Below are 25,024 nucleotides of genomic sequence, written 5' to 3'. Positions count from 1 at the left end.
CGCTTAGCATTCGCAAGCACTTACAGAACTATCCTGCATTTATAAGAAGGCACGCTCATTGAAAAAGCTCTTTGCCCCGCTATGCCTTTCAGCGCTGGCACTGGCCCTCGGCGGTTGCGGCAAAAGCCCCGACGCTGAACAGAAAGCGCCCTTGGTCAAGGTACGCACCGAAGTCATTACAACCGCTCCCCTGTCGATCAATAACGAGTTGAGTGGGCGGATCGTTGCACCACGCGTGGCGCAGGTCAGCGCCCGCGTCGCGGGGGTCATCCTTAAGCGCGTGTATGAGGAAGGCAGTGAGGTCAAACGCGGTGAGGTGTTGTTCTTGATTGACCCTGCGCCGTTCAAGGCTGACCTGGACAGCGCGCAAGCCGCTCTGCGTAAATCCCAAGCGCTGGCCCTGCAAGCCAGGCAGCAAGATGAACGCTACAGCGCACTGATTGAAAGCAGTGCCATCAGCCGTCAGGAATACGATAACGCCCGTGCCCAATCGCAACAGGCGCAAGCCGATGTCGCCGCAAACAAGGCTGCTGTGCAGCGCGCCCGCCTGAATTTAGGCTATGCCACCGTAACAGCCCCTATTTCCGGGCGCATCGGTCGGGCATTGGTCACGGAAGGCGCGTTGGTCGGTCAGGGAGAAGTCACCCCGCTAGCCCGCATTCAGCAACTCGACCCTGTGCACGTCGACCTGACTCAGTCCACGCGCGATCTGGACAACTTGCGTGAATCATTTCGCGCTGGTGAGCTGCAACAAGTTGGGGCCCATCAAGCTCGCGCCACGCTAGTCCGCGACAACGGCAGCCTCTACCCCTTGCCCGGTAAATTGCTGTTCACCGATATCAACGTCGATCCCAGCACTGGCCAGGTGGTTCTGCGCAGCGAATTTCCCAACCCCGATTACGACTTGTTGCCTGGCAGCTTTGTGCGCGTGCGCCTGGAGCAGGCGATGAACAAGCAAGGCATCAGCGTGCCGCAGCGCGCCATTTTGCGAGACAGCGCTGGCGTGGCGCAGGTGTTGCTGATTGAGGCGGACAACCGCGTCAAGCAACACCCCGTGCAACTGGGCAATGCACAAAATGATCGCTGGATTGTTAACAGCGGCCTCAAGGCCGGTGACCGCATTGTCATTGAAGGTCTGCAACATGCGCGCCCCGGCGAGCAGGTACAGATCGATGACCCCGCACTCCCTCTCGTACACTCCACGGATCAGTGAGCATGCCGCAGTTCTTTATCGATCGGCCTATCTTTGCCTGGGTCGTCGCGTTGTTCATTGTGTTGGCCGGCGCATTGGCCATCCCGCAACTGCCGGTGGCCAAATACCCCAACGTGGCGCCGCCTAAAGTCGAAATCTACGCCGTCTACCCTGGCGCCTCGGCCCAAACCCTGGACGAAAGCGTGGTTAGCCTGATTGAGCAAGAGCTCAACGGCACCGACGGCCTGATGTACTTCGAATCCCAAAGCAGTTTGGGCAGCGCAACCATTACCGCCACGTTCAAGCCGGGGATTGACCCCGAAATGGCGCAGGTGGATGTGCAAAACCGGCTCAAAGCCGTGGAGTCTCGTCTGCCGCAAGCGGTGATGCAGCAGGGTTTGCAGGTCGAGAAAGTGTCCTCCGGCTTTTTGATGCTGGTGACCTTGACCGCCAATGACAGCCCGCTGGATGAGGTCGCGCTCAGCGATTACCTTGCGCGCAACGTGATGAACGAAATCAAGCGCATCGAGGGCGTGGGCAAGGCCCAGCTTTATGGCGCAGAACGTGCCATGCGTGTCTGGATCGATCCACAAAAGCTGATTGGCTTTAACCTTACGCCTGCCGATGTCAATCAGGCGATTGCCAATCAGAACGCTCAAGTTTCAGCGGGCAGCATTGGTGACTTACCAGGGCGCCCCACCCAGGAAATCACCGCGACGGTGCTGGTCAAGGGTCAGTTGTCGACGCCTGAAGAGTTTGGCGACATAGTGCTGCGCGCCAACCCCGACGGCTCGACAGTGCGCGTGCGGGATGTGGCGCGCGTAGAAATCGGCAGTCAGGAATACCAATACGGCACTCGCCTGAATGGCAAAACGGCCACCGCGTTCAGCGTTCAATTAGCGCCCGAAGCTAACGCCCTGAGTACGGCGACATTGATTCGCGCCAAAATGGACGAGTTGAGCCGTTACTTCCCGTCCGGGGTCGAATACAGCATTCCCTACGACACTTCGCCGTTTGTGAAGGTTTCGATTACCAAAGTGATGTACACCCTGGTCGAAGCCATGGTGCTGGTGTTTGCCGTGATGTTCCTGTTTTTGCAGAACGTGCGCTACACGTTGATTCCGACACTGGTGGTGCCTGTCGCCCTCATGGGCACGTTTGCCACCATGCTGGTCCTGGGGTTTTCGATCAACGTGCTGACCATGTTTGGCATGGTGCTGGCCATCGGGATTCTGGTGGACGATGCCATTGTGGTGGTGGAAAACGTTGAGCGGATCATGGTCACAGAAGGGCTGTCGCCCCGTGAGGCCACGCGCAAAGCCATGACCCAGATCAGCGGCGCCATCATCGGTATAACGCTGGTGCTGGTCGCCGTGTTTATTCCTATGGCGTTTATGCCGGGTTCGGTGGGGGTGATTTATCAGCAATTCTCGCTGTCGATGGCCACCTCCATTTTGTTCTCGGCCTTCCTTGCGCTGTCCTTGACCCCGGCGTTGTGCGCAACGCTGCTCAAGCCAATCGCCAAGGGTGAACACCATGCCAAAGGCGGGTTTTTTGGCTGGTTCAATACACGCTTCGAGCGTATGTCCCAAGGTTACGAGCACTGGGTGGTGCACGTCATCAAGCGCAGTGGCCGCTACTTGTTGCTCTACGGGGCGCTGCTCGTGATCTTGGTGCTGTGCTTTGCCCGTCTGCCCTCCTCGTTCTTACCCGTGGAAGACCAGGGCTACACCATCACCGATATCCAGTTACCGCCGGGAGCCAGTCAGGGCCGCACAATAAAAGTCGCCGAGCAGATTGAAGCCCACAACGCAGGCGAGCCTGGCGTGGGCAATACGACGATGATTCTGGGGTTCAGCTTCTCGGGTAACGGCCAAAACGCGGCACTGGCGTTCACAACGATGAAGGATTGGTCAGAGCGCGGCGCCAAGGACTCTGCCTCGGCCATTGCCGATCGAGCGAATGCCGCCTTCAGCGAGCTAAAAGACGCCGTGGCGTTTGCCATCCTGCCACCGCCAGTCAGTGGCTTGGGCACATCCAGCGGCTTCGAATTCCGCCTGCAAGACCGTGGCGGCGCAGGCTACGACGTACTGATGCAAGCGCGTACCGAACTGTTGGCGCTGGCCGAGAAAAGCGCGGTGCTGGCTAATGTGCGTGAAAGTGCGCTGGCAGAAAGCCCGCAAGTACAACTGGAGGTTGATCGCAAGCGTGCCAACGCGTTGGGCATCTCGTTTGCTGACATTGGCAATGTGCTGTCCACGGCGGTTGGCTCGGCGTATGTCAATGACTTCCCGAACCAGGGCCGTATGCAGCGCGTGGTGGTTCAGGCCGAGGGCGATCAGCGCAGTCAGGTTGAAGACTTGCTCAAGATCAATGTGCGCAACAACTTGGGGAAAATGGTGCCGCTTTCAGCGTTTGTCGAAGCGCGCTGGATTCAAGGGGCTTCTCAGTTGACGCGCTATAACGGTTACCCGGCCATCAGCATTTCGGGTGAAGCCGCATCGGGCCACAGCACAGGCGAAGCGATGGAAGAGATCCAGCGCCTGGTCGCTCAATTACCAGCAGGCATGGGCATGGAATGGACCGGTCTGTCCCTTGAAGAAAAAATCTCGGGCGCACAGGCCCCGATTCTGCTGGGCCTGTCATTGCTGGTGGTGTTCCTTTGCCTGGCGGCGCTATATGAAAGCTGGTCGATTCCTACGGCGGTACTGTTGGTCGTGCCGCTGGGCGTTTTGGGTGCTGTGCTGGCAGTGACCTTGCGAGGGATGCCTAACGATGTGTTTTTCAAAGTGGGCTTGATCACGATCATTGGCTTGTCAGCCAAGAACGCGATTTTGATCATTGAGTTCGCCAAAACGCTGTATGACGAAGGTCATGACTTGGTGGACGCCACCGTGCAGGCCGCCCGCTTGCGTTTGCGACCGATTGTAATGACATCGCTGGCGTTTATTCTCGGTGTGGTGCCCTTGGCGATTGCCACCGGTGCAAGCTCCGCGAGCCAGCAGGCAATCGGTACGGGGGTGATTGGCGGCATGATTGTGGCAACACTGGCAGTGGTGTTTGTGCCCGTCTTCTTCGTCGTGGTGATGAAACTGGTCAGAAGCAAATCGCGATCGCTTTAAGCGTCCACCGCGCGTGCTAAGGTGCAGCAATACCGAGTAACAGGGATTGTTTATGCCGCATCTTGCACGCACTCACCCTCGCCTGACCGCTGCCACTGTGTTGGGGGGCGCGGTTGGTATCTTTGCTCCTGCTGCGACGCTGACGTCTAAATTTTTGCTGGGATGGAACGCCGGTGTCTGGCTGTATTTAGCGTTGACGCTGTGGTTGGTTATTCGCGCCAAGGCCCGTGACGTGAAGCGCACAGCCGAGGTGGAAGATGAAAATGCCAGCATGGTGCTATTCACGGTGTGTATTGCTGCCGTGGCCAGCCTAGCGGCCATCACGCTTGAGCTGTCAGGCAACAGCAAACTGAGCGATACCGATCAGATCATGCATTACGCCTTTACCGGCATGACCATCGTCGGCTCGTGGCTGATGATCGGGGTTATTTTCAGTCTGCATTACGCGCGGTTGTTCTATAACAACGAGGGGCCTGAACCGGCGCTGCGCTTCCCGGAGGGCGAACTGAGCCCTGATTATTGGGATTTTATGTATTTTTCTTTCACGCTCAGCGTGGCGGTGCAAACGGCGGACGTCGCCATTGCGACGCGCGAGATGCGCAAAGCAGTCCTTGCTCATTCGTTGTTGGGTTTTTTGTTCAACACCGCGGTCCTCGGGTTTTCGATCAATATCGCGGCAGGCTTGTTTTAAACCCATAAAAAAACGCCCAACCGACACAGCGGATGGGCGTTTTTTTTACACGTGTTGTCAGTCTGCTGTCAGTACGCCACGACGCACCTGGTCGCGCTCAATGGACTCGAACAGCGCCTTGAAGTTGCCTTCGCCAAAACCGTCGTCGCCCTTGCGCTGGATAAATTCGAAGAACACCGGCCCCATCAGGGTTTCGGAGAAGATCTGCAACAGCAAACGTTGATCGCCTTTATCGGATGAACCGTCCAGCAGGATGCCCCGCGATTGCAGCTCATGCACCGGCTCGCCGTGATTAGGCAGGCGGCCTTCGAGCATTTCGTAGTAGGTCTCTGGCGGCGCGGTCATGAAACGCATACCGATTTTCTTCAGTGCATCCCAGGTTTTAATCAGGTCATCACTGAGGAAGGCGACGTGCTGAATGCCTTCGCCATTGAACTGCATCAAAAACTCTTCGATCTGCCCTGCACCTTTGGACGATTCTTCGTTCAAGGGGATACGGATCATGCCGTCCGGGGCCGTCATGGCTTTGGAGGTCAGGCCGGTGTATTCGCCCTTGATGTCGAAGTAGCGAATTTCACGGAAGTTGAACAGTTTTTCGTAGAAATTAGCCCAGTACGCCATGCGGCCGCGATACACGTTATGGGTCAAATGGTCGATGATTTTCAGGCCGGCGCCCACCGGATGGCGATCCACACCTTCGATGAACACAAAGTCGATGTCATAGATCGAACTGCCTTCACCGTAACGGTCGATCAAGTACAGCGGCGCGCCGCCGATACCTTTGATCGCTGGCAGGTTGAGTTCCATCGGACCCGTCGGGATTTCGATCGGTTGCGCGCCCAGTTCCAATGCACGGGAATAGGCTTGCTGGGCATTGCGTACACGAAACGCCATGCCGCACACAGACGGGCCGTGTTCAGCCGCGAAGTAGGACGCCACACTGTGCGGCTCGTTGTTGAGGATCAGGTTGATGTCGCCCTGACGATACAGATGCACGTCTTTTGAGCGATGGGTGGCCACTTTGGTGAAACCCATGATTTCAAAAATGGGTTCGAGTGTATGGGGGGCCGGCGACGCGAATTCAATGAATTCAAAGCCCATCAAGCCCATTGGGTTTTCGTATAGATCAGTCATGTTGGTGCCTCATCAGTGTCATTTTTAGAATTAACGCAGGGTTATTTGCTAAGAATGCAGAGGCTGACAGGCGGTGCGCAGGAAATGCCACGTACACTGCGCGCAAGGAAATCACCGTAGATCAGTTGGAACCCGAGTGTCTTCATGTCGACCCATCTCTATACGGGCGGGGCTTCTGCTTGCAGAAGTCATTATTCTTGTATGCGTAAGCGGATTCTACATGGCGTAATCATGTTTGTCCCGGCCACCTTTAAATTAGTCGCCTCGTGATGCTAGCCTTTCACGATTTGCGCCTATTCTCTCTACATCGTCTTTATTTGCACGCTCAGGAACTTGAATGCCTTTAACGCTGAAATTGACCCGCACGTGGACAGATCGTTACGCGTTGATTGTACTCAGTGGCTTGCTGCCCGTTGTACTTGGCTTGTTCATCCTGGCGTGGCAGGCCAACCGCTCGCTGGAACTGATTGCCCTGCATACCTCTGAGGAAGCGGCCCGGCAATTCGATCAAATGCTCGACAATGCAGCCTTGGCCGCCGATGTGGTTTTACCGCTGGCTGGACAAGAATGCGCACAAGTCGAATTGGCGTTGCGTGATCAAGTGACACGTCGCCCTTTTGTGCGCTCGGTTAATTTGGTCTGGGACAATAAGCTGTATTGCACCTCCTTGTTCGGCCGCTTCAAGGAGAACGTAAATCCCGGCGATTACACCGCAGGCACATTGTGGTTAATGCCCGGTAATCCCGTTACACCTTATGAACCTTTACTGGTATTGCGCAAGCAGAACGGGCACCAGAGTGTATTGGTGAGCCTGTATGGCTTTCATTTAGTCAATGTGCTGGGGTTGATCAACCCTAAAACACATTTATTGATTCAAGTGGGTAACACCTGGATAGACCGCTATGGTCTAGTTAGCAACGCCGCCCTGCCTGAATATCCCGTGGCGCAAGTCAGTCACCCCTCCGCGCAATACCCCTACCGCGTCGTGGCAGGTTTTAGTGAGGGTGAAATTGGCCGGTACGCCGTTGTGGAATATCCCGTATTGATGGGATTACTGGTTTTTCTGGGACTGATATCAGCGGGGACAGTGCACTGGCTGCAAAAGCGTGCGTCATCACCCAGTCATGAACTACAGCGTGGCCTAGAGGCGGGTGAGTTCATTCCTTATTTCCAGCCGATTGTGCGCAGCGACACGCAGGAGTGGGCAGGAGTCGAAATACTCATGCGCTGGCAACACCCGCGAGAAGGATTGGTTCGCCCTGATCTGTTCATTCCGTTCGCGGAGCATAGCGGCCTAATCGTACCGATGACACGATCGCTCATGCAGCAAGCTGCAACCTTGCTCTCACCCCAAGCAGCGAATCTGACGCAGGGCTTTCATATTGGCTTCAATATCACCGCCCGCCATTGTCAGGACTTGGGATTGGTGGATGACTGCCGAGCCTTTTTAAAAGCGTTTGCACCCGGCCATATCAAACTCGTACTGGAGCTGACAGAGCGAGAGTTGATCGTGCCAAGCGATGTGACGCTCCAATTGTTCGCTGAACTGCACGCGATCGGCGTAATGATCGCGATCGATGACTTTGGCACCGGGCATTCAAGCCTCACGTATTTACGCGAATTCAACGTTGATTACTTGAAAATTGATCAGAGCTTTGTCGCCATGATCGGTGCAGATGCATTATCCAAACACATTCTCGACACTATCATTGAGCTGAGTGCAAAGCTGGAACTGGGCGTTGTGGCTGAAGGCATCGAAACCGAAGAGCAACGCGACTACTTGACCTCGCGCGGGGTCGAGTTTCTTCAGGGTTATCTGTTTTCACGCCCGCTGCCACCGGAGCAATTCATTAAATCGGTGCAGGCGCGACCACAACAAACAATGAACTAAAAACAGGGGGGGGTAGAACTTGCAGAGCGGCGCAGCACTGTCACCGTGAAGGGCCATTGGCACTTTGCAAATTAACAACTACAATTTTTTGACTGATGACAGAACACCTTAATACTCGTTTCGCCGAGTCCAGATTCAGGCTGAACGACGGTAAAACTATTGTGTCCATGCCATGTGGCTAATACATCATTCATCTCATCGGTTTAGCCTGCCGACCTACGATTGGAGTAATGACTTTGTCCAGACTTGCTGAATTTCGCGCTGCCGAAAAGGCGCTACAAGAACAGTTGGCGCAGTTAGAAGCCTTAAAGAATGATGCCGGTTTGAAAAAGGAGATTGAGTTCGAGCAGAAGCTCCAGGGGTTGATGAAGTCTTACAATAAAAACGTGCGGGATATTATTGCCATTCTTGATCCAGGCCCCACGACGTCCAAAACATCATCAGCCCCCAAACAGCGGAAGGCGCGTGTGCTCAAGGTGTATCAAAATCCGCATACCGGCGAACTCATTGAAACCAAAGGCGGCAATCACCGCGGGCTTAAGGCCTGGAAAGAGCAATACGGGGCCGCCACTGTAGAGACCTGGGTTCGTACCTGATGCATTTTGTTTCCCCTGCCCCGCCCTGTCCTGTAGAGTTTTTTTCCTTTTCAGGATAAATACACCGCCACAGAGAAGACGTTGTTTACACGCACTCAACGCTTTATCGGTTTGTTCATGCATCGCTGAAATGAAGAGTTGCGGCTTATTGACTGCGCAACTCGACCAATAGTCGTAGACATGCCCTTATTCACATTTTTTTCACATCGCACGTATCAGGATGGAGGCTGCTAAAGGACTAGCGCCCCATGCCCGCTTCGGCGGGCTTCTTTTTGCCTGAAATTTACCTAAATCCCCATTGCGAATCCGATGCGCCATTTCACGTTTTCCTAAAACCCGTTTGGCGCACGACGTCACATTCCGTATCATTCGCCCATCACGCTCACCGCAGCGACCGATCACCCAAGCAATACATTCGGAGGGTTCATGAGCCTGCAAGACCTGAACAACATCTCTGGCGTGACTGCCGCTCCAGATAGCGCTACCCAAAATTTCGTTTTCAATCACACCATGTTGCGTGTGAAAAACATCGAGAAGTCCCTGGATTTCTACACGCGGGTGTTGGGTTTTTCGCTGGTCGAAAAGCGCGACTTCCCTGACGCTCAATTCAGCTTGTACTTCCTTGCGCTGGTCGACAAAGCGCAAATCCCGTCCGATGACGCGGCTCGCACCGTGTGGATGAAGTCGATCCCCGGCATTCTCGAACTCACTCACAACCATGGTTCTGAAACAGACGATAGTGTTGTTTACCACAACGGCAATACGGACCCGCGCGGCTTTGGTCACATCTGCATTTCGGTGCCTGACATCGTGGCTGCGTGTGAGCGCTTCGAAGCGCTGGGTGTGGATTTCCAAAAGCGCCTGACCGATGGCCGCATGAAGTCCCTGGCCTTCATCAAAGACCCGGATGCTTATTGGGTCGAGATTATTCAGCCCACCCCGCTGTAAAACGCAGGCAATAAAAAACCCATGATTGCTCATGGGTTTTTTATTGCCAATTAATCAGTCGGGAGCTGAAGTGCGGATCAAGTGATCGAATGCGCTCAGGGATGCTTTGGCGCCCTCACCGACCGCAATCACAATTTGCTTGTAAGGCACTGTGGTAACGTCACCGGCGGCAAAAATGCCGGGGATTGAAGTTTCACCGCGCGCATCGACAACAATCTCGCCGCGAGGCGTCAATTCAATCGTGCCTTTGAGCCAGTCGGTGTTAGGCAGCAAACCGATTTGCACAAAAATGCCTTCCAGTGCGATGTCACGCACCTCGCCAGACTGGCGCTCTTTGTAGCGCAAGCCGTTGACTTTTTGCCCGTCACCCGTGACTTCAGTGGTTTGGGCGTTGGTAATCACGGTCACGTTAGGCAGGCTGTTGAGCTTGCGCTGCAACACCGCATCGGCACGCAGCTTGGTATCAAACTCAAGCAACGTCACATGCGCAACGATACCGGCCAGATCGATGGCGGCCTCAACACCTGAGTTACCCCCACCAATCACCGCGACACGTTTACCCTTGAACAGTGGGCCGTCGCAGTGTGGGCAGTAGGCTACACCACGGCTGCGGTACTCTTGCTCGCCCGGCACATTCATTTCACGCCAGCGTGCACCCGTCGCTAAAATCAGTGTCTTGGCCTTGAGCGAGGCACCGCTGGCGAATTTGACTTCGTGCAACTCGCCCGCTTTGCCAGGGATCAACTGATCCGCACGTTGCAGGTTCATGATGTCCACGTCGTATTGTTTGACGTGCTCCTCCAGTGCCGTGGCCAGTTTGGGTCCTTCAGTCTCTTGAACCGAGATAAAGTTTTCGATGGCCATCGTGTCAAGGACCTGACCGCCAAAGCGTTCAGCTGCCACCCCCGTACGAATACCTTTGCGGGCCGCGTAAATTGCAGCCGCCGCACCGGCCGGGCCGCCGCCAATCACCAGCACATCAAAAGCGTCTTTGGCGCTAATTTTTTCGGCCTGGCGTTCAATCGCGCTGGTGTCCAGCTTGCCGAGGATTTCTTCGAGACCCATACGGCCCTGACCAAAGTTAACCCCGTTCAGGTACACGCTTGGCACTGCCATTACTTGGCGCTCGGTCACTTCGTCCTGGAACAAAGCACCGTCAATCGCAACGTGGCGAATGTTCGGATTGAGTACCGCCATCAGGTTCAACGCTTGAACAACGTCCGGGCAGTTCTGGCACGAGAGCGAAAAATACGTCTCGAAGTTGAACTCGCCTTTAAGCGAACGGATTTGCTCAATCACTTCTGCACTGGCTTTCGAGGGATGGCCGCCGACTTGCAGCAAAGCCAGTACCAGCGAGGTAAATTCGTGGCCCATTGGGATGCCTGCAAAACGCAGGCTGATGTCGCCGCCCGGGCGATTCAACGAGAACGAAGGCTTGCGCGCATCGGTGCCGTTGTCCAGCAAGGTGATCTGGCTGGAAAGGCTGGCGATTTCTTTCAGCAAGTCATGCATTTCACGGGATTTCGCGCCGTCGTCGAGCGAAGCAACGATCTCGATTGGCTGGGTAACCCGCTCCAGGTATGACTTCAACTGAGCTTTTAGATTGGCGTCCAACATACGGGCGATCTCCTTTAACGTTAAGACTGTGTAAAAAAAACGCCCGAGCGAATGTCGCCCGGGCGTTTTGAGGGCGATGCAGCTTACAACTCAGGTGCGGGTCACCGCCCTTGGCTGACTCACAGGCTTAGATCTTGCCTACCAGGTCCAACGATGGAGCGAGGGTGGATTCACCTTCTTTCCACTTGGCTGGGCAGACTTCGCCCGGGTGTGCAGCAACGTACTGAGCCGCTTTGATTTTGCGCAGCAGCTCGGAAGCGTCACGCCCCACACCGCCATCGTTCAGCTCAACGATTTTGATCTGACCTTCCGGGTTGATCACGAACGTACCGCGGTCAGCCAAGCCAGCTTCTTCGATCAGCACGTCGAAGTTGCGCGAGATCGCCAGTGTTGGGTCACCGATCATGGTGTACTGGATTTTGCCGATGGCTGGCGAGGTGTTGTGCCAGGCAGCGTGAGCGAAGTGAGTGTCAGTCGACACGCTGTAGATTTCTACGCCAAGCTTTTTGAACGCTTCGTAGTTATCAGCCAGGTCTTCCAGCTCGGTTGGGCAAACGAAGGTGAAGTCAGCTGGGTAGAAGAACACAACGGACCATTTGCCTTTCAGGTCGGCGTCCGACACTTCCACGAAGCTGCCGTTTTTGTAAGCAGTGGCTTTGAACGGTTTTACTTGGCTGTTGATGATAGGCATCGTTGTCTCTCCGTCAGGGTTGAAAAGTTGATGGGGTGAATCCTAACAACACATTTTGTATCAGGCTCATTGGGAAAGCTGATGCAGGTGATTGGTTTTGGCTATCAGGTCACTGTATTAATAGAAGAAACCTGAATCTGACTATCACCCTTTGCGCACCCTCGCCTCTTGATCCCAATCAGTGACCGATACTTTTTTCAGTGGTGACGCTCATCCCGGTAAACGGGGTCGCTTCAACATAGCGCATCGCTGACTTTACGTCCTTCCAGCCGACGTAATTCATTAGCGACTTCAAATCCCAGCCACTTTGATGGGCCCATGTCGCAAAACCGCGCCGCAATGAGTGGCTGGTGTACTGTTCGGCAGGGATACCTGCGCGCTCAAGTGCCTGGCGCAATAGCGCAATCACACTGTTGGCGTGCAAGCCCTCCTGCGCCAGGTTGCCCCAGCGATCAATCCCTCTGAACACGGGGCCACGCACCAAGGCCGATACATTGAGCCATTCGATATAGGCGCGCACCGGACACAACCGTAACAGCGCTGGCGTCTGGAAGGTTTTGCCCAGGTTATCGCGATCGCCCTTGCTGCGCGGTACGTACAGCGTGATACCCGCGCCTTGCACCGCTTGCACGTGCTCGATCTGCAAGCGGCACAGCTCATCGCTACGAAACCCGCGCCAAAAACCTAGCAAGATCAGTGCGTAGTCACGCCTGGCGCGCAGCAGTCCGGGGTGATCCTGGTTGGCCCGCGCGGTCTGTGCTTCGTCCTCAAGCCAGTCGACCACTTTTTCCAGGTGTTGCAGCTGCAACGGTTGCGCTTGTTTTTCCTGCGCCGGATGCAGCGCGCGAATGCCCTTGAAAACCTTGCGCACCACTGGCGCCTTTGTGGGGTCGGCGAAGCCTTGGCTGTTGTGCCACTGAGCTATGGCCGAAAGGCGCAGTTTCAAGGTGTTGAGCGAGAGTTGTCCTGCGTAATTGACCAGGTAGCGCGCCACGCTGTCGCTGGTAGCCGGCAGAAAGCCACCCCAGGTCACTTCGAAATGCTCAATTGCAGCACGATAGCTGCGACGGGTGTTGTCGCGGGTCGCCGCGTTTAGGTAGCGATCCAGATCGCTCATGGGGTAGTTCTCTTGGCGGGTGTACTGAAAACAGGCCCTAAAAACGAATCCAAGGCTCTGACACGGGATAATACCAGTATATCCCGCCTTAAGATCACGAATAAAAGACAGGATTTATAAAACAATATAGTATGTAATTACATGATACATACCACAGTACATAATCGTAGGAGACAGCCATGGCCCGTGGCGGCGTTAACAAAGCAGTGGTCCAAATTGCGCGCACAGCAATCCTTGCCCGTGGCGAACACCCGAGCATCGATGCTGTACGTATTGAAATGGGCAATACCGGCTCAAAAACCACCATTCACCGGTATCTAAAGGAGCTGGACGAGAGCGATACGCGCCGCGGCGTATCGCATGCCGAGCTGGAGGATGAGCTGGCTGAACTGGTCGCCCGCCTCGCCCATCGCTTGCAGGTACAGGCCCAGGAGCCGATAGATCGCGCACAGGCTCATTACGAGCAACTTAAAAACCAGTTGCAAGATCAGCTGTCCGAGGCCCAGCAAGCGCTGGGTGTTTTGCAGCAGCAACTGGAGATTCAGGCGCAAGCCTTGACTGAGGAAACCGCAAGCCTGGCGTCAACGCGCTCTATGCTGCAAACCGAGCAGACGCGCAACGCCGCCCTGAATCAAGCTTGCAGCGACTTTGAGCTACGCCTCAAGGATCGCGACGAACAAATCAGCTCGCTGGAAGAAAAACACCTGCACGCGCGCGACGCCCTTGAGCACTACCGTAACTCGGTCAAGGAGCAACGCGAGCAAGATCAGCGCCGGCATGAAGGTCAAGTTCAGCAAGTTCAGATGGAGTTACGCCAGGCGCAACAAAGTGCACTGGTACGCCAGGACGAAATCACCCAATTGCACCGTGATAACGAGCGCGTACACAGCGACAGTCGCGCCCTGGCCAAGGAGTTGCAGCACGCCAATGCTCAGCAACACAAAACCAGCCAACTCAATGAGCAGATGAACAAGCAATTAAGCCTGCTGGACAGTGAGCGCACACTGCTTCAGGAGCGCCTGCGCGTGGCCACTCAAGAAAGCGAGGTTTTGAGACAGGCTTACGCGCAATCGCAGCAGGCTCAAACGGAGCTGACAATGCAAGCGATGAAAGCGCAAGCGGCACTTGAGAGCTTCAAGGCACAGAAAGAAGCCCAAAGCATTGCGAGGGATGCGACACCCGAGGAGTAAGCCAGCCAGACCTACCTGCCGGTGAGGCCGCAACAACACAGCCTCACCAGTGGTGGTTTGATTGCTTAACGCTTAACCGGCGTGCGCATGGTGACGAATTCTTCAGCGGCGGTAGGATGCACGCCAATGGTTTCATCAAAGTGCTGCTTGGTTGCGCCTGCCTTCAATGCAATCGCCAGTCCTTGCACAATTTCCCCGGCCTCAGGGCCAACCATGTGGCAGCCCAGCACCTTGTCGGTGTTGGCATCCACCACCAGTTTCATGAATGTGCGCTCCTGGCAATCGGTCAGGGTCAGCTTCATTGGGCGGAAACTGCTCTCGAAGACCTGTACCGCATGCCCCTCTTCAATTGCTTGCTCTTCGCTCAAACCGACGGTGCCGATATTGGGCAGGCTGAACACCGCTGTCGGGATCATCGCGTAATCCACCGCACGATATTGCTCAGGCTTGAACAGGCGACGCGCAACCGCCATCCCCTCCGCCAATGCAACGGGCGTCAATTGCACACGCCCAATCACATCACCAATGGCCAGAATCGAAGGTTCAGCCGTCTGATACAGGTCATCCACCTCAACAAAACCGCGCTTGTCGAGTTTTACACCCGTGGTTTCCAGTCCGAGGTTGTCGAGCATTGGGCGGCGCCCCGTGGCATAGAAAATACAGTCCGCTTCCAACTCTCGACCATCCTTGAGCGTGGCTTTCAAACTGCCATCTGCTTGCTTGTCGATGCGCGCAATGTCGGCATTGAACTGAATATCCATACCGCGCTTGGTCAGCTCTTCATGCAAATGCTTACGCACTGCGCCATCAAACCCGCGCAGGAACATGTCGCCGCGGTAAAGCAGCGATGTTTGCGCGCCCAAACCATGGAAAATCCCGGCGAACTCCACAGCGATGTAACCACCACCCACTACCAGTACACGTTTAGGCAGCTCTTTGAGAAAGAAGGCTTCATTGGAGCTGATTGCGTGCTCACGGCCAGCAATTTCGGGGATCTGCGGCCAGCCGCCGGTGGCAATCAAGATGTGCTTGGTGCTATGGCGCTGACCATTGACCTCAATTTCGTTGGGGCCGGTAATACGGGCATGGCCTTCGATCAACGTAACGCCGCTATTGACCAGCAGGTTGCGATAGATTCCATTGAGTCGATTGATTTCACGGTCTTTGTTGGCAATCAGGGTAGCCCAATCAAAACTCGATTCGCCCAAGGTCCAGCCAAAACCAGACGCCTGCTCAAAGTCCTCAGCAAAATGTGCGCCGTAGACCAGCAGTTTCTTCGGCACGCAGCCGACGTTGACACACGTCCCCCCCAGATAACGGCTTTCAGCCACCGCTACTTTTGCACCAAAACCGGCCGCAAAGCGCGCAGCGCGTACGCCGCCCGAACCCGCACCAATGACAAACAAATCAAATTCGTAGGACATTTCTATCTCCTGAGCAGTCCATCAGCATAATCGCTCCAGCACGATTGAACAGCGCGCGGGCGTTGTTGAAGACGAAAAACGAGAAAGCCACCCGTAGGTGGCTTTCTGTTGAAGCAGTCAGCAGGCTCGCTCTACTTAGTAGGCTTTGCCGGTTTTGTAGAAGTTCTCGAAGCAGAAATTAGTCGCTTCAATGTAGCCTTCAGCGCCGCCGCAGTCGAAACGCTTGCCTTTGAATTTGTAGGCGATTACGCAACCGTTTTGCGCCTGTTTCATCAAAGCATCCGTGATTTGAATTTCACCACCCTTGCCCGGCTCGGTCTGCTTGATCAGCTCGAAGATGTCCGGCGTCAAAATGTAGCGGCCGATGATCGCCAGGTTTGACGGTGCATCTTCCGGCGCAGGCTTCTCGACCATGTTGCGCACGCGGTACAGATCGTCACCGATCAAGTCGCCAGCGATCACGCCGTACTTATTGGTTTCTTGAGGGTCAACCTCTTGAATCGCGATGATGGTGCAGCGGTACTGGTTGTACAGCTTGACCATCTGGGTCAGCACACCGTCACCTTCCAGGTTGACGCACAAATCGTCTGCCAGCACGACTGCAAAGGGCTCGTCACCAATCAGCGGACGGCCAGTCAGGATGGCGTGCCCCAAGCCTTTCATTTCGGTTTGGCGGGTGTAAGAGAAAGAGCACTCGCTCAGCAGGCGACGAATACCGACCAGATACTTCTCTTTATCGGTGCCCTTGATCTGGTTTTCCAGCTCATAGCTGATGTCGAAATGGTCTTCCAGCGCTCGCTTGCCGCGACCGGTCACGATGGAAATTTCGTTCAAACCAGCATCCAGTGCTTCTTCAACGCCGTACTGGATCAGTGGCTTGTTTACCACCGGCAGCATTTCTTTAGGCATCGCTTTGGTCGCTGGCAAAAAGCGAGTGCCATAGCCGGCTGCTGGGAACAAGCATTTCTTGATCATATGAGTCCTTAAAAGGGCTGTGCGTACGAATTTGGCGCAGTCTAATCAGGCGGCAGCGACGTTACAATGCCCCCGATAGCATACTGATGCCAACATAGAGAAAATTTGTGCCACTTAGTTCCTTTGTGACTTATTTTTCATGCTTTGGATCACTGTCTTGAACCTATGAAGCGTCGACAGGGTCTGCTTGGACGTAATGGCCATTGAGTATGCACCAGAGCACGCCACGGCTGTTTGACGGTACTATTGCGCACTTTCAAATCAATGAGCACGCCTCACAATGTCGGATATCAAAAGTGTCAACGGTTACCTGATCAAAGAAGTTACACCGGGCGCATGGTGGGTACTGGACGCAGCCCAGGCGCAGGTAGCGGGCCCTTTTGCCTCTGAAACCAGCGCCATGGAAGTGGCTGCTGTGCTTCAAGATCAACCTGATGCACCTGCACGCAAACGTAAAAACAAAATCTGACCCTTATTTCGCGGTAACTGGCACTCAATGAAAAAGACCCTGATAGCTGTACTGCTAGCCCTTGGCGGCTGCGCCACTGCATCCAATACCTACCTGCCCGATGGCAAGCAAGGGTTGAGCATAGACTGTTCTGGCGAAGCCATGTCTTGGGGCAAATGCTATGAAAAAGCCGACGCCTCGTGTGCCGGAACGGGATACACCATTGTGGGCACCGATGGCTCATCAACTGTCCAGGACAGTGAAAAAACCCTGGGGGTCGATGTCGGTAATTTCACAAGCCGGACTGTCGTGGTGATGTGCAAATAATTAGCACCTGCCTGGCGTCAGATATGCACTTCGACGAACTTGATCCCGAGCGAGCGAATGGTTTCGACCAGCGCATCCAGACTCTCGAACGACTCAACTTCGTCGTTGTTGTCAACTAAAAAGAAGCTACGCCCTGCACTCTTCTTAAAAAATACGATCCACTCCCCCGTCGCCGCCGGGTTTTGGATGGCATGGGTCGCTGTAATGCTGCCCTCGGCATGTCGCTGCTTGACGTGTTCTCGCTTCATCGCGTTCTCCTGAAAATTGGCGCCCAAGCGCAGGGCTTCAGCACCAGTACATCTAAATGCGCGCAGTTTACTGAAGACTTCAGTCCATCAGCACTGAGCGTTTGACCTCCAACGCTGTCGCCACGTCACTTGCTTTGACGCGGCACCCTGGTCATCAGGCGAAAAAAAGCCTGACATCACGTAAAGCGACGCCAGGCTTTTGAGTCGTCAAACGATATAAATCAGATTTGACGCTTAGTCGCCCGAAATACAGTGCGTTGCGGCACCGCGGATGTCACCCGGACGAATGGGTACATTCGACATGCTTTCATACACCTTGATGCTGCTCCCGCCTGAGCGCTCTTCGATATCAATCACCGCTGTAGGCCCCGAGGTCAGTTTTTGCGGAACGATTACCCGCAAACCTTCCTTGTGAGGCTCTATTTGCGGGGCCTTGCGCGTGCGCGACAACTGCTGCACCAAGCATTGGGCGTAAGCGTCCGGTTTCTTTCCCGAGATCACGCTCATGGTGGGCATTGTCTGCTCAATATCTGTAACTGATGCACAGCCTCCCAAAGCCAGCACTGCGACCAACACGCCCCACTTCATACAAATCCTCCGTTAAAGACCTTACGACCAGCGATCTTTAAAATTTCTCCCTGATGACAGGGAATTAATACTTAAAAAGTAGCAATTTCGACTTGCCAGACGTCAGACTTTTCTGCGCGGCGGCATAATAAGCTGCTTTCGCCTCCAACTTGGACTAAAGCACATGCTATCGTCCTATTTTTTTTAACAAATGCCCCCTTTGGAGCCCCAATGAAATTTATTCACCAGCGTGAGCACCTCAATGAAGATGACATTGTCGTCATCGAGTGCTCACACCCGTGCAATATCCGCTTGATGAGCGATGCACATTTTCGCAGCTTTAAAAACGGTGGCCGCCACTCTTACCATGGCGGTGCATTTGATAAATTTCCGGCCCGCATCACTGCGCCGAGCACCGGTTTCTGGAACATCACGATCGATACCGTCAGCACCCGTGCTGTGAGCGTGACGCGCAAACCGACCTTGAAGCACTCGATCAAAATTGTTCGTCGCTCTAGCTCCAAACTCCGCTAAGCCTGACATCAGCACCCTTTTAGACAGGACATCCCGTGGAAACCACTAAGTACGTGATTAAGTACAAACTCGATGGCGAGCGCCGATTTGAGTTTGCTCAGCTGCAGACTGGCTCCGAAGAAGAAGCCCGCGCAGCGCTTGAGAAAATTCACAAGAGCGATGAAGTCATCACCGAGATCAAAGTGAGCAAGGCACTCTAACCCGCCATGTCTTTTGACCTGTTTGCCGAGCAGGACCTGCAACAACCCGCACGGATTGAAAAAATCAGTGAGCAGGCGTTTGTATTGCGCGGTTTTGCTTTGCCATGGGTAGATACACTGCTCACGGCGCTTGAGCAGGTTTTGACGCAGGCCCCTTTTCGACAGATGCAAACGCCTGGCGGCTCCATCATGTCAGCGCGTTTGAGCAATTGCGGTGATCTGGGCTGGACCACCGACCTTGCAGGCTATCGGTACAGCGCCCTGGACCCTTTGACCGGGGCACGCTGGCCTGCAATGCCCGATCCTTTCCTGAAGTTGGCCGAGGCCGCTGCACACGCAGCAGGTTTTGATCACTTTGCGCCCGATGCGTGCTTGATCAATACCTACGCCCCGGGTGCAAAAATGTCCTTGCATCAAGACAAGAACGAGCGCGCCTACACTGCGCCCATTGTTTCGATTTCGCTGGGGCTGCCGGCTATCTTCCTGTTTGGCGGTTTTGAGCGCAACGATCCCACGCAACGCATCTCACTGTTCCATGGCGACATCGTGGTATGGGGCGGCGTTGATCGCTTGCGCTTTCATGGCGTGCTGCCGATAAAGCCGGGGCACCATTCATTGCTGGGGGAACAACGGATCAATATCACTCTGCGCAAGGCAGGCTGAATCGCCACACCCAGACGGGTTTCTTTAGCGCAGAGCGCAGGCTGACAAATCGCTATATATTTTTATACATACCGATTATCTTCCTATCGCCCACTACACCCTGAAAATCTTGGGCTGCCTTCGCCATTAAAAGGAGTTTTGACATGACTGCCCAAGCGTTTCGCTTTGCCCCTGCGGTCCTCGCCACACTGATCGGGTGCCTCTGTGCATTGTCAGCACAAGCGGATGAAGTTCAAGTCGCCGTAGCCGCCAATTTCACGGCCCCGATCCAGGCCATCGCCCGTGACTTTGAAAAAGACACGGGGCACCGATTAATCGCAGCCTACGGCGCGACCGGGCAGTTTTACACGCAGATAACAAATGGTGCGCCTTTTGAAGTATTTCTGGCGGCTGATGACAGCACGCCGCAAAAACTCGAAAAAGAAGGCGACATCGTCCCAGGTTCGCGCTTCACCTACGCCATTGGCACACTGGCGTTGTGGTCAGCCAAAGACGGCTACATCAATGGCACTGATCAGGCGTTACTCGCGAATAAATTTACCCACTTGTCTATCGCCAATCCCAAAGCCGCGCCTTACGGGCTGGCCGCCACACAGGTACTGGCCAAACTGGGGCTGACAGACAAGGTCAAAGACAAAATTGTCGAAGGGCAAAACATTACTCAGGCCTACCAGTTTGTTTCTACCGGTAATGCTGAACTCGGCTTTGTCGCCCTGTCGCAAATTTACAAAGATGGCAAAATCACCGCCGGCTCTGCCTGGATCGTTCCAGACTCGATGCATGACGCCATCAAACAAGATGCCGTGATCCTTAAAAAAGGCGCGAACAATCCGGCTGCCAAAGCCCTTGCGGACTACCTGAAAGGGCCTAAAGTGGCGGCCATCATCAAAGCTTACGGTTACCAGCTTTAAATGCCGCTCTCGGCTGCTGACTTCGCCGCTATTTGGCTGACCTTCAAGCTGGCGTCGTTAACCACGGTGATCTTGTTGGTGATCGGCACGCCGATCGCGTTATGGCTGGCGCATACCCGCTCGCGATTACGCGGGCCTATTGGTGCGATTGTTGCCTTGCCCCTGGTATTGCCACCCACGGTCATCGGCTTCTACCTGTTACTGGCGATGGGGCCGCATGGCCTTGTAGGTCAGTTCACGCAGTCTATCGGCCTCGGCACATTGACCTTCAGCTTTGCCGGACTGGTCATTGGCTCTGTGATCTATTCAATGCCTTTTGTCGTACAGCCTCTGCAAAACGCATTCACAGCCATTGGCCGGCGACCGCTTGAGGTGGCCGCAACGTTGCGCGCGAGCCCCTGGGATACTTTTTTCAGCGTGATATTACCCCTGGCCCGGCCCGGTTTTGTGACTGCCGCGATTCTAGGCTTTGCCCATACCGTGGGCGAATTCGGTGTGGTCTTGATGATCGGGGGTAATATTCCAGAGAAAACCCGCGTTGTATCCGTGCAGATCTACGATCACGTAGAGGCGCTGGAATATGCTCAAGCACATTGGTTGGCCGGGGCGATGCTGGTATTTTCCTTTGTGGTGCTACTGGCGTTGTATTCAAGCCGGCGAAGCCAAAGCCAATGGGGATGAACATGCAGTCGGATATCCACGTTCGTCTCCAGCTCAGTTACAGCGGCTTTGCCCTGGACTTGGATTTGCAATTGCCCGGCAAAGGCGTCACTGCGCTTTATGGACATTCCGGTTCGGGCAAAACCACCTGTTTACGCTGCATTGCCGGGCTTGAGCGTGCCAGTCAGGCCTATGTAGCGATCAACGGTGAAGTGTGGCAAGACACTCGACGCAGTCTGTTTGTGCCCGTGCACAAACGTGCTTTGGGGTATGTCTTTCAGGAAGCTAGTCTGTTCCCACACCTGTCGGTGCGTTCAAACCTTACCTTTGGGCTGCGGCGTATCGCACGCAATGAGCGTCGCGTCGAGTTGGCTGACGCCGCCGAACTGTTAGGTATCACCCATTTGCTCGACCGTTCGCCCAGTCATCTGTCCGGTGGTGAGCGCCAGCGCGTGGGCATAGCCCGCGCATTGCTGACCAGCCCCAAGTTGCTGCTGATGGACGAGCCGCTGGCGGCACTGGATAACCAACGTAAACGCGAAATCCTGCCCTACCTTGAACGCCTGCATGCGCAACTGGATATTCCAGTGCTGTACGTCAGCCACTCGCAGGATGAAGTCGCGCGCCTGGCCGACCACATCGTGCTGCTAAGTGAAGGAAAAGCATTGGCCAGCGGCCCGATTGCGCACACCCTCGCCAGGCTCGACTTACCTTTGGCACAAGGCGATGACGCCGGGGTAGTCATTGAGGGCGTGGTCAACGCATACGATGCCCACTATCAATTACTGAGCCTGCGCCTGCCCAATAGCAACCAAGGGTTGCGGGTAGCGCATGTCTCTTTGCCTGTGGGCCAAATCCTGCGAATCAAGGTCCAGGCACGCGACATCAGCTTGAACCTTGAGCCGGGCGCACACAGCAGCATCCTCAACTGCCTGCAAGTGACGGTCATCAGCGAGGCGCCCGCCGACAATCCGGCCCATGTGCTGGTCCACCTCGATGCTTGTGGCACAGCGCTCTTGGCACGTATCACCCGCTACTCGCGCGATCAATTGAATCTCACCACGGGCCAGCAGATGTGGGCGCAAATCAAATCCGTGGCCGTACTGGCCTGATCGCTTCAGAGCAATGGTCGGCGTCGACTGATCAAGTAACGTGTGCTCGCAATTGCGATACCCAGCAAGCAGCCCAACACCAGACCCAATGCGATAATCAGCGCCTTTTTGGGTTTGATAGGGCTGATCGGCGTTTGGGCCTTGCGATCAATGCTGACGAGTCCCAGCTTGCCCATATCCGTGTTCAGGTTGCCAAGGCGGACGACCTCTGCCCGCAACGGCTCGATGTTTTTCAGAAACAGATCCTCGTTGGCACGCTTGCCGAGCATTTCGACCTGGCGGTTAACCTCCAGCATGTGCAGTTTTTTACCAATATTAGAAATGCCTTTGTCGCTGAAATCATCCGAGGTGCGTTTGAGCAACGCCGTGCGCTCAGCCTCCAGCGCCTGAGTCCCCATAAAGTAGAGAGGGATGTTCTGCGATGTGATTTCAGTGCGCATGACTCGACTCGAACCTTGGGCTGCATCCGACATGGCTGAAGGTGTCGTCGGGCGCGTGATACCCAATGAGCGGGCTATCGAGATCGCTTCGGACAACTGGGCAATCCGCGATTCCCGCTCGATTTTTAACTGCAACCGCAGGGCCTGTAATTCGTCATTGAGCTTGGCGCGCTGCAACGTGTCTGATTCAACCAACGTCGCGATCTTGCCCTCTTTGTCAGATTTATAACCTGAGCGGGCCGCATCAATTTTTTCTTCCAGCTCTCTGAGGCGATTATTAATGATGACTTTAAGGTCAGCCCCAATTTGCGCACGTTGATTGTTAATCGCGTATTCAACAAAACCGTTAAGGATTTTTACCCCGTCAACGTTGTCGGGGTAAGTCAGTTCCAGTTTGATGAAGGGGCTTAGCGAGTCCGGCTTTTTTGGATCCGGTTGGGTGAGATTAATCGCATCGCGGTTGAAAATTTCGAAACTCTGCTCCAGCGAGATGCCTTTCTTTTCCAGCGGTTTGAACAGTTCCTGATGCGATTCAAAATAGTTGAGCCGCGTCTCATAAGAGTCCAGCGCTGAACCGACTTTGAGCAACGCATCGGTCGGTGGAAGCTTGTACACCTCGGAGCGGTTCAGGGCATCGAGTTCATTAATGGCCGCAGGCCGCAACACGGTACTGGCCTGGTACACACTCGGCGCCAGCAGCGCATAGCCCAACGCGAGCGCACCCACCGCAGCGGTGGTACCTGCAATCAGCTTTTTTTGTTGCCATAACGATTGAATCAAAGCAAACAGGTCGATTTCATCAGGCGAAGTCTCTGCTAGCGGATGCTGAATAGTTTTCAAAAAAAGGCACCTTGTGAGTAGAACTTCTTGGCAAGTTCACCGCTTGACTGTTTAAGCAGATCTAGGTTAGGTCGTTTTCAATGCCTATCTGACAGACCATTCCTGAAAAAGATCCCTACGCTTAAGAATCAAGCACATACCTCAATAAAAGCAAGTGATGCCAAAGTGATATCTAGCATAATTATGGTTTTCAGCGGCTGTTTCTCATTTCATTGACAATTGACTTACATAAATTTCAGAAAGTCCCTAAGGCATTATTCACGCCGTAGAACAGGTTTTAAGGTTTTTTTCTCAACACAGCGGTTCACATATGCCATTTGAGTGATGCGCCCCCGATAGAATGGCCACCGGTTTTGCCACGAGCTTGCGCGCACGGATCAGCCCCGGCGCGATGATGTCAAAGCGGCATATTTGATCAGTCTGTGTAATCATCCCCCGACAAAAAACACGCTTACGTGTGGGGTAAAAATCAGGATGGATATTTTCCAGGCGATGCGTGTCTTTGTGCGCGTGGTCGAAACCGGCAGCTTTACGGCAGCGGCTCAAGCGTTGGGTTACTCCACGGCCCAAACCTCGCGGCTGTTATCAGAGCTAGAAGGTTCATTGCAGGCCCGGCTGTTGCAACGCAGCACACGGCGCTTGGCATTGACGGAAGTCGGGACCCGGTATCTGGAGCGATGCCGTCTGATTTTGAAAGAGGTTGAAGACGCCAACGCCGAGGCAGGCGGTGCGCATTTGACGCCGCGGGGCCATTTGCGGGTGCAATCAACCACAGGGATCGGCATTCAACTGTTGGCGCCTTTGGTTGCTCGCTACGCTGAGTTGTATCCGCAGGTCAGTGTGGACTTGACTCTCTCACAACGTCAGCCCGACTTGCTGGAGGAAGGCCATGACGTGGTCATCACACTGTCATCTCACCTGCCCGACTCGGAGCTGGTAGGCCAACAATTGGGGACGATCTCTAGCGTGATCAGTGCCGCCCCCTCCTACCTTGAAAAAAACGGTACCCCGCTCACCCCCAATGACCTCGAACAGCACCGGTGTTTGCATCTGGTTGACCCGCTATTTACGGATAGCTGGACCTTTCACGACGCTCAGGGTGAGCAGTCTGTTCGTCCCGGGGACGTGTTTCAGGTCAATGTGGCCGAAGCCATGGCGCAGGCGGCGGAAGCAGGGCTGGGGGTCTGCCTGCTGCCGGACTACGTCGCCGTTGGCTCTTACAGGCGTGGCGCTCTGGTACGTTTGCTGCCCCACTATCGGCTGCATGAGAAGCGCATCTATGCGCTCTACCCTTCGCGAAGGTTTTTGGATGCCAAGGTCAAGACGTGGGTCGAATTTCTTAAGCAGGAAATTCCCAAGACATTAGAGGGGCTCCAGGCCGTCGTGGATGACCCGACCCATTGGGCTTAAATAACAACATCCTGCACATGGAAAAGAATGCCGCGACAGTATCGGGGCATTCTTCCTGGTAAAGAAAGCGACTCAG

At 54.7% G+C, this 25,024-nt stretch carries 25 protein-coding genes; 16 read left to right on the top strand and 9 right to left on the bottom strand.

All coding sequences use genetic code 11. The features are described 5' to 3' along the window. Nucleotides 1-58 precede the first annotated feature (58 nt). Genes TU86_RS13445 through TU86_RS13435 form a run of 3 tightly spaced genes read left to right on the top strand, consistent with a single transcriptional unit; the run spans nucleotide 59 to nucleotide 5,005 of the window. A complete protein-coding gene (locus TU86_RS13445) occupies nucleotides 59-1,213 on the top strand; it encodes an efflux RND transporter periplasmic adaptor subunit (RefSeq protein ID WP_048364814.1) in 1,155 nt (384 codons plus the stop codon). A gap of 2 nt (nucleotides 1,214-1,215) precedes the next feature. After that, nucleotides 1,216-4,314 (top strand): efflux RND transporter permease subunit, encoded by a 3,099-nt coding sequence (locus tag TU86_RS13440; RefSeq protein WP_048364813.1) that lies wholly within the window; start codon nucleotides 1,216-1,218, stop codon nucleotides 4,312-4,314. Nucleotides 4,315-4,366: 52 nt separating this feature from the next. Then, nucleotides 4,367-5,005: a DUF1345 domain-containing protein gene (locus TU86_RS13435; RefSeq protein ID WP_048364812.1), complete on the top strand. Its 639-nt coding sequence runs from the start codon at nucleotides 4,367-4,369 to the stop codon at nucleotides 5,003-5,005. A 57-nt stretch (nucleotides 5,006-5,062) separates the two neighbouring features. On the opposite strand, the gene hppD is transcribed toward TU86_RS13435, so the two are convergent. Further along, nucleotides 5,063-6,139: a 4-hydroxyphenylpyruvate dioxygenase gene (gene hppD / locus TU86_RS13430; RefSeq protein WP_048364811.1), complete on the bottom strand. Its 1,077-nt coding sequence runs from the start codon at nucleotides 6,137-6,139 to the stop codon at nucleotides 5,063-5,065. A gap of 337 nt (nucleotides 6,140-6,476) precedes the next feature. Between hppD and TU86_RS13425 the strand changes: the two genes are divergently transcribed. From TU86_RS13425 to gloA, 3 genes are all read left to right on the top strand, one after another. Continuing rightward, a complete protein-coding gene (locus TU86_RS13425; protein ID WP_048364810.1) occupies nucleotides 6,477-8,030 on the top strand; it encodes an EAL domain-containing protein in 1,554 nt (517 codons plus the stop codon). 236 nt (nucleotides 8,031-8,266) lie between these two features. Continuing rightward, complete coding sequence (locus tag TU86_RS13420; protein WP_048365095.1) at nucleotides 8,267-8,626, top strand: histone-like nucleoid-structuring protein, MvaT/MvaU family; 360 nt, start codon at nucleotides 8,267-8,269, stop codon at nucleotides 8,624-8,626. Nucleotides 8,627-9,052: 426 nt separating this feature from the next. Beyond that, the gene (gene gloA / locus TU86_RS13415) at nucleotides 9,053-9,574 is read left to right on the top strand and encodes a lactoylglutathione lyase (protein ID WP_048364809.1); all 522 of its coding nucleotides are present in this window, start codon (nucleotides 9,053-9,055) and stop codon (nucleotides 9,572-9,574) included. A 54-nt stretch (nucleotides 9,575-9,628) separates the two neighbouring features. Here gloA and ahpF read toward each other — a convergent pair whose 3' ends face one another. The 3 genes from ahpF to TU86_RS13400 form a co-directional block, all read right to left on the bottom strand. After that, complete coding sequence (gene ahpF / locus TU86_RS13410) at nucleotides 9,629-11,191, bottom strand: alkyl hydroperoxide reductase subunit F (protein ID WP_048364808.1); 1,563 nt, start codon at nucleotides 11,189-11,191, stop codon at nucleotides 9,629-9,631. Between the two features lie 127 nt (nucleotides 11,192-11,318). Continuing rightward, nucleotides 11,319-11,882, bottom strand: coding sequence for an alkyl hydroperoxide reductase subunit C (ahpC, locus tag TU86_RS13405; protein ID WP_048364807.1), 564 nt, complete (start codon nucleotides 11,880-11,882; stop codon nucleotides 11,319-11,321). A 178-nt stretch (nucleotides 11,883-12,060) separates the two neighbouring features. Beyond that, nucleotides 12,061-12,999, bottom strand: coding sequence for a site-specific integrase (locus tag TU86_RS13400; protein WP_048364806.1), 939 nt, complete (start codon nucleotides 12,997-12,999; stop codon nucleotides 12,061-12,063). A gap of 179 nt (nucleotides 13,000-13,178) precedes the next feature. On the opposite strand from TU86_RS13400, the gene TU86_RS13395 reads away from it, so the two are divergent. After that, the gene (locus TU86_RS13395) at nucleotides 13,179-14,189 is read left to right on the top strand and encodes a DNA-binding protein (protein WP_048364805.1); all 1,011 of its coding nucleotides are present in this window, start codon (nucleotides 13,179-13,181) and stop codon (nucleotides 14,187-14,189) included. Between the two features lie 65 nt (nucleotides 14,190-14,254). Here the strand turns inward: TU86_RS13395 and gorA are convergent, their stop codons facing one another. Then, the gene (gene gorA, locus TU86_RS13390; RefSeq protein WP_048364804.1) at nucleotides 14,255-15,613 is read right to left on the bottom strand and encodes a glutathione-disulfide reductase; all 1,359 of its coding nucleotides are present in this window, start codon (nucleotides 15,611-15,613) and stop codon (nucleotides 14,255-14,257) included. Nucleotides 15,614-15,748: 135 nt separating this feature from the next. Continuing rightward, nucleotides 15,749-16,588 (bottom strand): UTP--glucose-1-phosphate uridylyltransferase GalU, encoded by an 840-nt coding sequence (gene galU / locus TU86_RS13385; protein WP_003445709.1) that lies wholly within the window; start codon nucleotides 16,586-16,588, stop codon nucleotides 15,749-15,751. A gap of 280 nt (nucleotides 16,589-16,868) precedes the next feature. On the opposite strand from galU, the gene TU86_RS13380 reads away from it, so the two are divergent. Both TU86_RS13380 and TU86_RS13375 read left to right on the top strand, forming a co-directional pair. Continuing rightward, nucleotides 16,869-17,057 carry a hypothetical protein gene (locus tag TU86_RS13380; RefSeq protein ID WP_048364803.1) on the top strand — a complete coding sequence of 63 codons (189 nt, stop codon included), beginning with the start codon at nucleotides 16,869-16,871 and terminating at the stop codon, nucleotides 17,055-17,057. 27 nt (nucleotides 17,058-17,084) lie between these two features. Next, the gene (locus TU86_RS13375; RefSeq protein WP_048364802.1) at nucleotides 17,085-17,363 is read left to right on the top strand and encodes a hypothetical protein; all 279 of its coding nucleotides are present in this window, start codon (nucleotides 17,085-17,087) and stop codon (nucleotides 17,361-17,363) included. Between the two features lie 17 nt (nucleotides 17,364-17,380). Here TU86_RS13375 and TU86_RS13370 read toward each other — a convergent pair whose 3' ends face one another. Next, nucleotides 17,381-17,611: a hypothetical protein gene (locus TU86_RS13370; protein WP_048364801.1), complete on the bottom strand. Its 231-nt coding sequence runs from the start codon at nucleotides 17,609-17,611 to the stop codon at nucleotides 17,381-17,383. Between the two features lie 234 nt (nucleotides 17,612-17,845). Further along, on the bottom strand, nucleotides 17,846-18,199 hold the full coding sequence (locus TU86_RS13365) for a hypothetical protein (RefSeq protein ID WP_048364800.1): 354 nt from the start codon (nucleotides 18,197-18,199) through the stop codon (nucleotides 17,846-17,848). 210 nt (nucleotides 18,200-18,409) lie between these two features. On the opposite strand from TU86_RS13365, the gene TU86_RS13360 reads away from it, so the two are divergent. From TU86_RS13360 to modC, 6 genes are all read left to right on the top strand, one after another. Beyond that, nucleotides 18,410-18,712 carry a DUF1883 domain-containing protein gene (locus tag TU86_RS13360; protein ID WP_048364799.1) on the top strand — a complete coding sequence of 101 codons (303 nt, stop codon included), beginning with the start codon at nucleotides 18,410-18,412 and terminating at the stop codon, nucleotides 18,710-18,712. 35 nt (nucleotides 18,713-18,747) lie between these two features. Next, complete coding sequence (locus TU86_RS23075) at nucleotides 18,748-18,912, top strand: hypothetical protein (protein ID WP_088500064.1); 165 nt, start codon at nucleotides 18,748-18,750, stop codon at nucleotides 18,910-18,912. Between the two features lie 6 nt (nucleotides 18,913-18,918). Beyond that, nucleotides 18,919-19,575, top strand: coding sequence for a DNA oxidative demethylase AlkB (alkB, locus tag TU86_RS13355; protein ID WP_048364798.1), 657 nt, complete (start codon nucleotides 18,919-18,921; stop codon nucleotides 19,573-19,575). Between the two features lie 143 nt (nucleotides 19,576-19,718). Continuing rightward, nucleotides 19,719-20,486 carry a molybdate ABC transporter substrate-binding protein gene (modA, locus tag TU86_RS13350; RefSeq protein ID WP_048364797.1) on the top strand — a complete coding sequence of 256 codons (768 nt, stop codon included), beginning with the start codon at nucleotides 19,719-19,721 and terminating at the stop codon, nucleotides 20,484-20,486. Then, nucleotides 20,487-21,167 carry a molybdate ABC transporter permease subunit gene (gene modB / locus TU86_RS13345; protein ID WP_048364796.1) on the top strand — a complete coding sequence of 227 codons (681 nt, stop codon included), beginning with the start codon at nucleotides 20,487-20,489 and terminating at the stop codon, nucleotides 21,165-21,167. A gap of 2 nt (nucleotides 21,168-21,169) precedes the next feature. Further along, a complete protein-coding gene (gene modC, locus TU86_RS13340; RefSeq protein WP_048364795.1) occupies nucleotides 21,170-22,258 on the top strand; it encodes a molybdenum ABC transporter ATP-binding protein in 1,089 nt (362 codons plus the stop codon). Nucleotides 22,259-22,263: 5 nt separating this feature from the next. On the opposite strand, the gene TU86_RS13335 is transcribed toward modC, so the two are convergent. After that, nucleotides 22,264-23,538 carry a Wzz/FepE/Etk N-terminal domain-containing protein gene (locus TU86_RS13335; RefSeq protein ID WP_048364794.1) on the bottom strand — a complete coding sequence of 425 codons (1,275 nt, stop codon included), beginning with the start codon at nucleotides 23,536-23,538 and terminating at the stop codon, nucleotides 22,264-22,266. A gap of 474 nt (nucleotides 23,539-24,012) precedes the next feature. Here TU86_RS13335 and TU86_RS13330 point away from each other — a divergent pair, with 474 nt between their 5' ends. Further along, a complete protein-coding gene (locus TU86_RS13330) occupies nucleotides 24,013-24,948 on the top strand; it encodes a LysR family transcriptional regulator (RefSeq protein ID WP_048364793.1) in 936 nt (311 codons plus the stop codon). The last annotated feature ends 76 nt before the right edge of the window (nucleotides 24,949-25,024 follow it).

It is taken from the genome of Pseudomonas weihenstephanensis, from assembly GCF_001043055.1.
Lineage (GTDB): Bacteria > Pseudomonadota > Gammaproteobacteria > Pseudomonadales > Pseudomonadaceae > Aquipseudomonas > Aquipseudomonas weihenstephanensis.
Note: the sequence above shows the minus strand (reverse complement) of the source record. Positions and strands in the feature narration are given on the sequence as shown.

What these genes read in the sequence shown, in the direction of transcription:
- alkB (WP_048364798.1), top strand. Translation starts at nt 18,919, where the DNA reads ATGTCTTTTGACCTGTTTGCCGAGCAGGACCTGCAACAACCCGCACGG.
- ahpC (WP_048364807.1), bottom strand. Translation starts at nt 11,882, where the DNA reads ATGCCTATCATCAACAGCCAAGTAAAACCGTTCAAAGCCACTGCTTAC.
- gorA (WP_048364804.1), bottom strand. Translation starts at nt 15,613, where the DNA reads ATGTCCTACGAATTTGATTTGTTTGTCATTGGTGCGGGTTCGGGCGGC.
- TU86_RS13395 (WP_048364805.1), top strand. Translation starts at nt 13,179, where the DNA reads ATGGCCCGTGGCGGCGTTAACAAAGCAGTGGTCCAAATTGCGCGCACA.
- modB (WP_048364796.1), top strand. Translation starts at nt 20,487, where the DNA reads ATGCCGCTCTCGGCTGCTGACTTCGCCGCTATTTGGCTGACCTTCAAG.
- hppD (WP_048364811.1), bottom strand. Translation starts at nt 6,139, where the DNA reads ATGACTGATCTATACGAAAACCCAATGGGCTTGATGGGCTTTGAATTC.
- TU86_RS13375 (WP_048364802.1), top strand. Translation starts at nt 17,085, where the DNA reads ATGAAAAAGACCCTGATAGCTGTACTGCTAGCCCTTGGCGGCTGCGCC.
- TU86_RS13370 (WP_048364801.1), bottom strand. Translation starts at nt 17,611, where the DNA reads ATGAAGCGAGAACACGTCAAGCAGCGACATGCCGAGGGCAGCATTACA.
- TU86_RS13330 (WP_048364793.1), top strand. Translation starts at nt 24,013, where the DNA reads ATGGATATTTTCCAGGCGATGCGTGTCTTTGTGCGCGTGGTCGAAACC.
- modA (WP_048364797.1), top strand. Translation starts at nt 19,719, where the DNA reads ATGACTGCCCAAGCGTTTCGCTTTGCCCCTGCGGTCCTCGCCACACTG.
- TU86_RS13400 (WP_048364806.1), bottom strand. Translation starts at nt 12,999, where the DNA reads ATGAGCGATCTGGATCGCTACCTAAACGCGGCGACCCGCGACAACACC.
- gloA (WP_048364809.1), top strand. Translation starts at nt 9,053, where the DNA reads ATGAGCCTGCAAGACCTGAACAACATCTCTGGCGTGACTGCCGCTCCA.
- TU86_RS13435 (WP_048364812.1), top strand. Translation starts at nt 4,367, where the DNA reads ATGCCGCATCTTGCACGCACTCACCCTCGCCTGACCGCTGCCACTGTG.
- TU86_RS13365 (WP_048364800.1), bottom strand. Translation starts at nt 18,199, where the DNA reads ATGAAGTGGGGCGTGTTGGTCGCAGTGCTGGCTTTGGGAGGCTGTGCA.
- TU86_RS13380 (WP_048364803.1), top strand. Translation starts at nt 16,869, where the DNA reads ATGTCGGATATCAAAAGTGTCAACGGTTACCTGATCAAAGAAGTTACA.
- modC (WP_048364795.1), top strand. Translation starts at nt 21,170, where the DNA reads ATGCAGTCGGATATCCACGTTCGTCTCCAGCTCAGTTACAGCGGCTTT.
- ahpF (WP_048364808.1), bottom strand. Translation starts at nt 11,191, where the DNA reads ATGTTGGACGCCAATCTAAAAGCTCAGTTGAAGTCATACCTGGAGCGG.
- TU86_RS13425 (WP_048364810.1), top strand. Translation starts at nt 6,477, where the DNA reads ATGCCTTTAACGCTGAAATTGACCCGCACGTGGACAGATCGTTACGCG.
- TU86_RS13440 (WP_048364813.1), top strand. Translation starts at nt 1,216, where the DNA reads ATGCCGCAGTTCTTTATCGATCGGCCTATCTTTGCCTGGGTCGTCGCG.
- galU (WP_003445709.1), bottom strand. Translation starts at nt 16,588, where the DNA reads ATGATCAAGAAATGCTTGTTCCCAGCAGCCGGCTATGGCACTCGCTTT.
- TU86_RS13360 (WP_048364799.1), top strand. Translation starts at nt 18,410, where the DNA reads ATGAAATTTATTCACCAGCGTGAGCACCTCAATGAAGATGACATTGTC.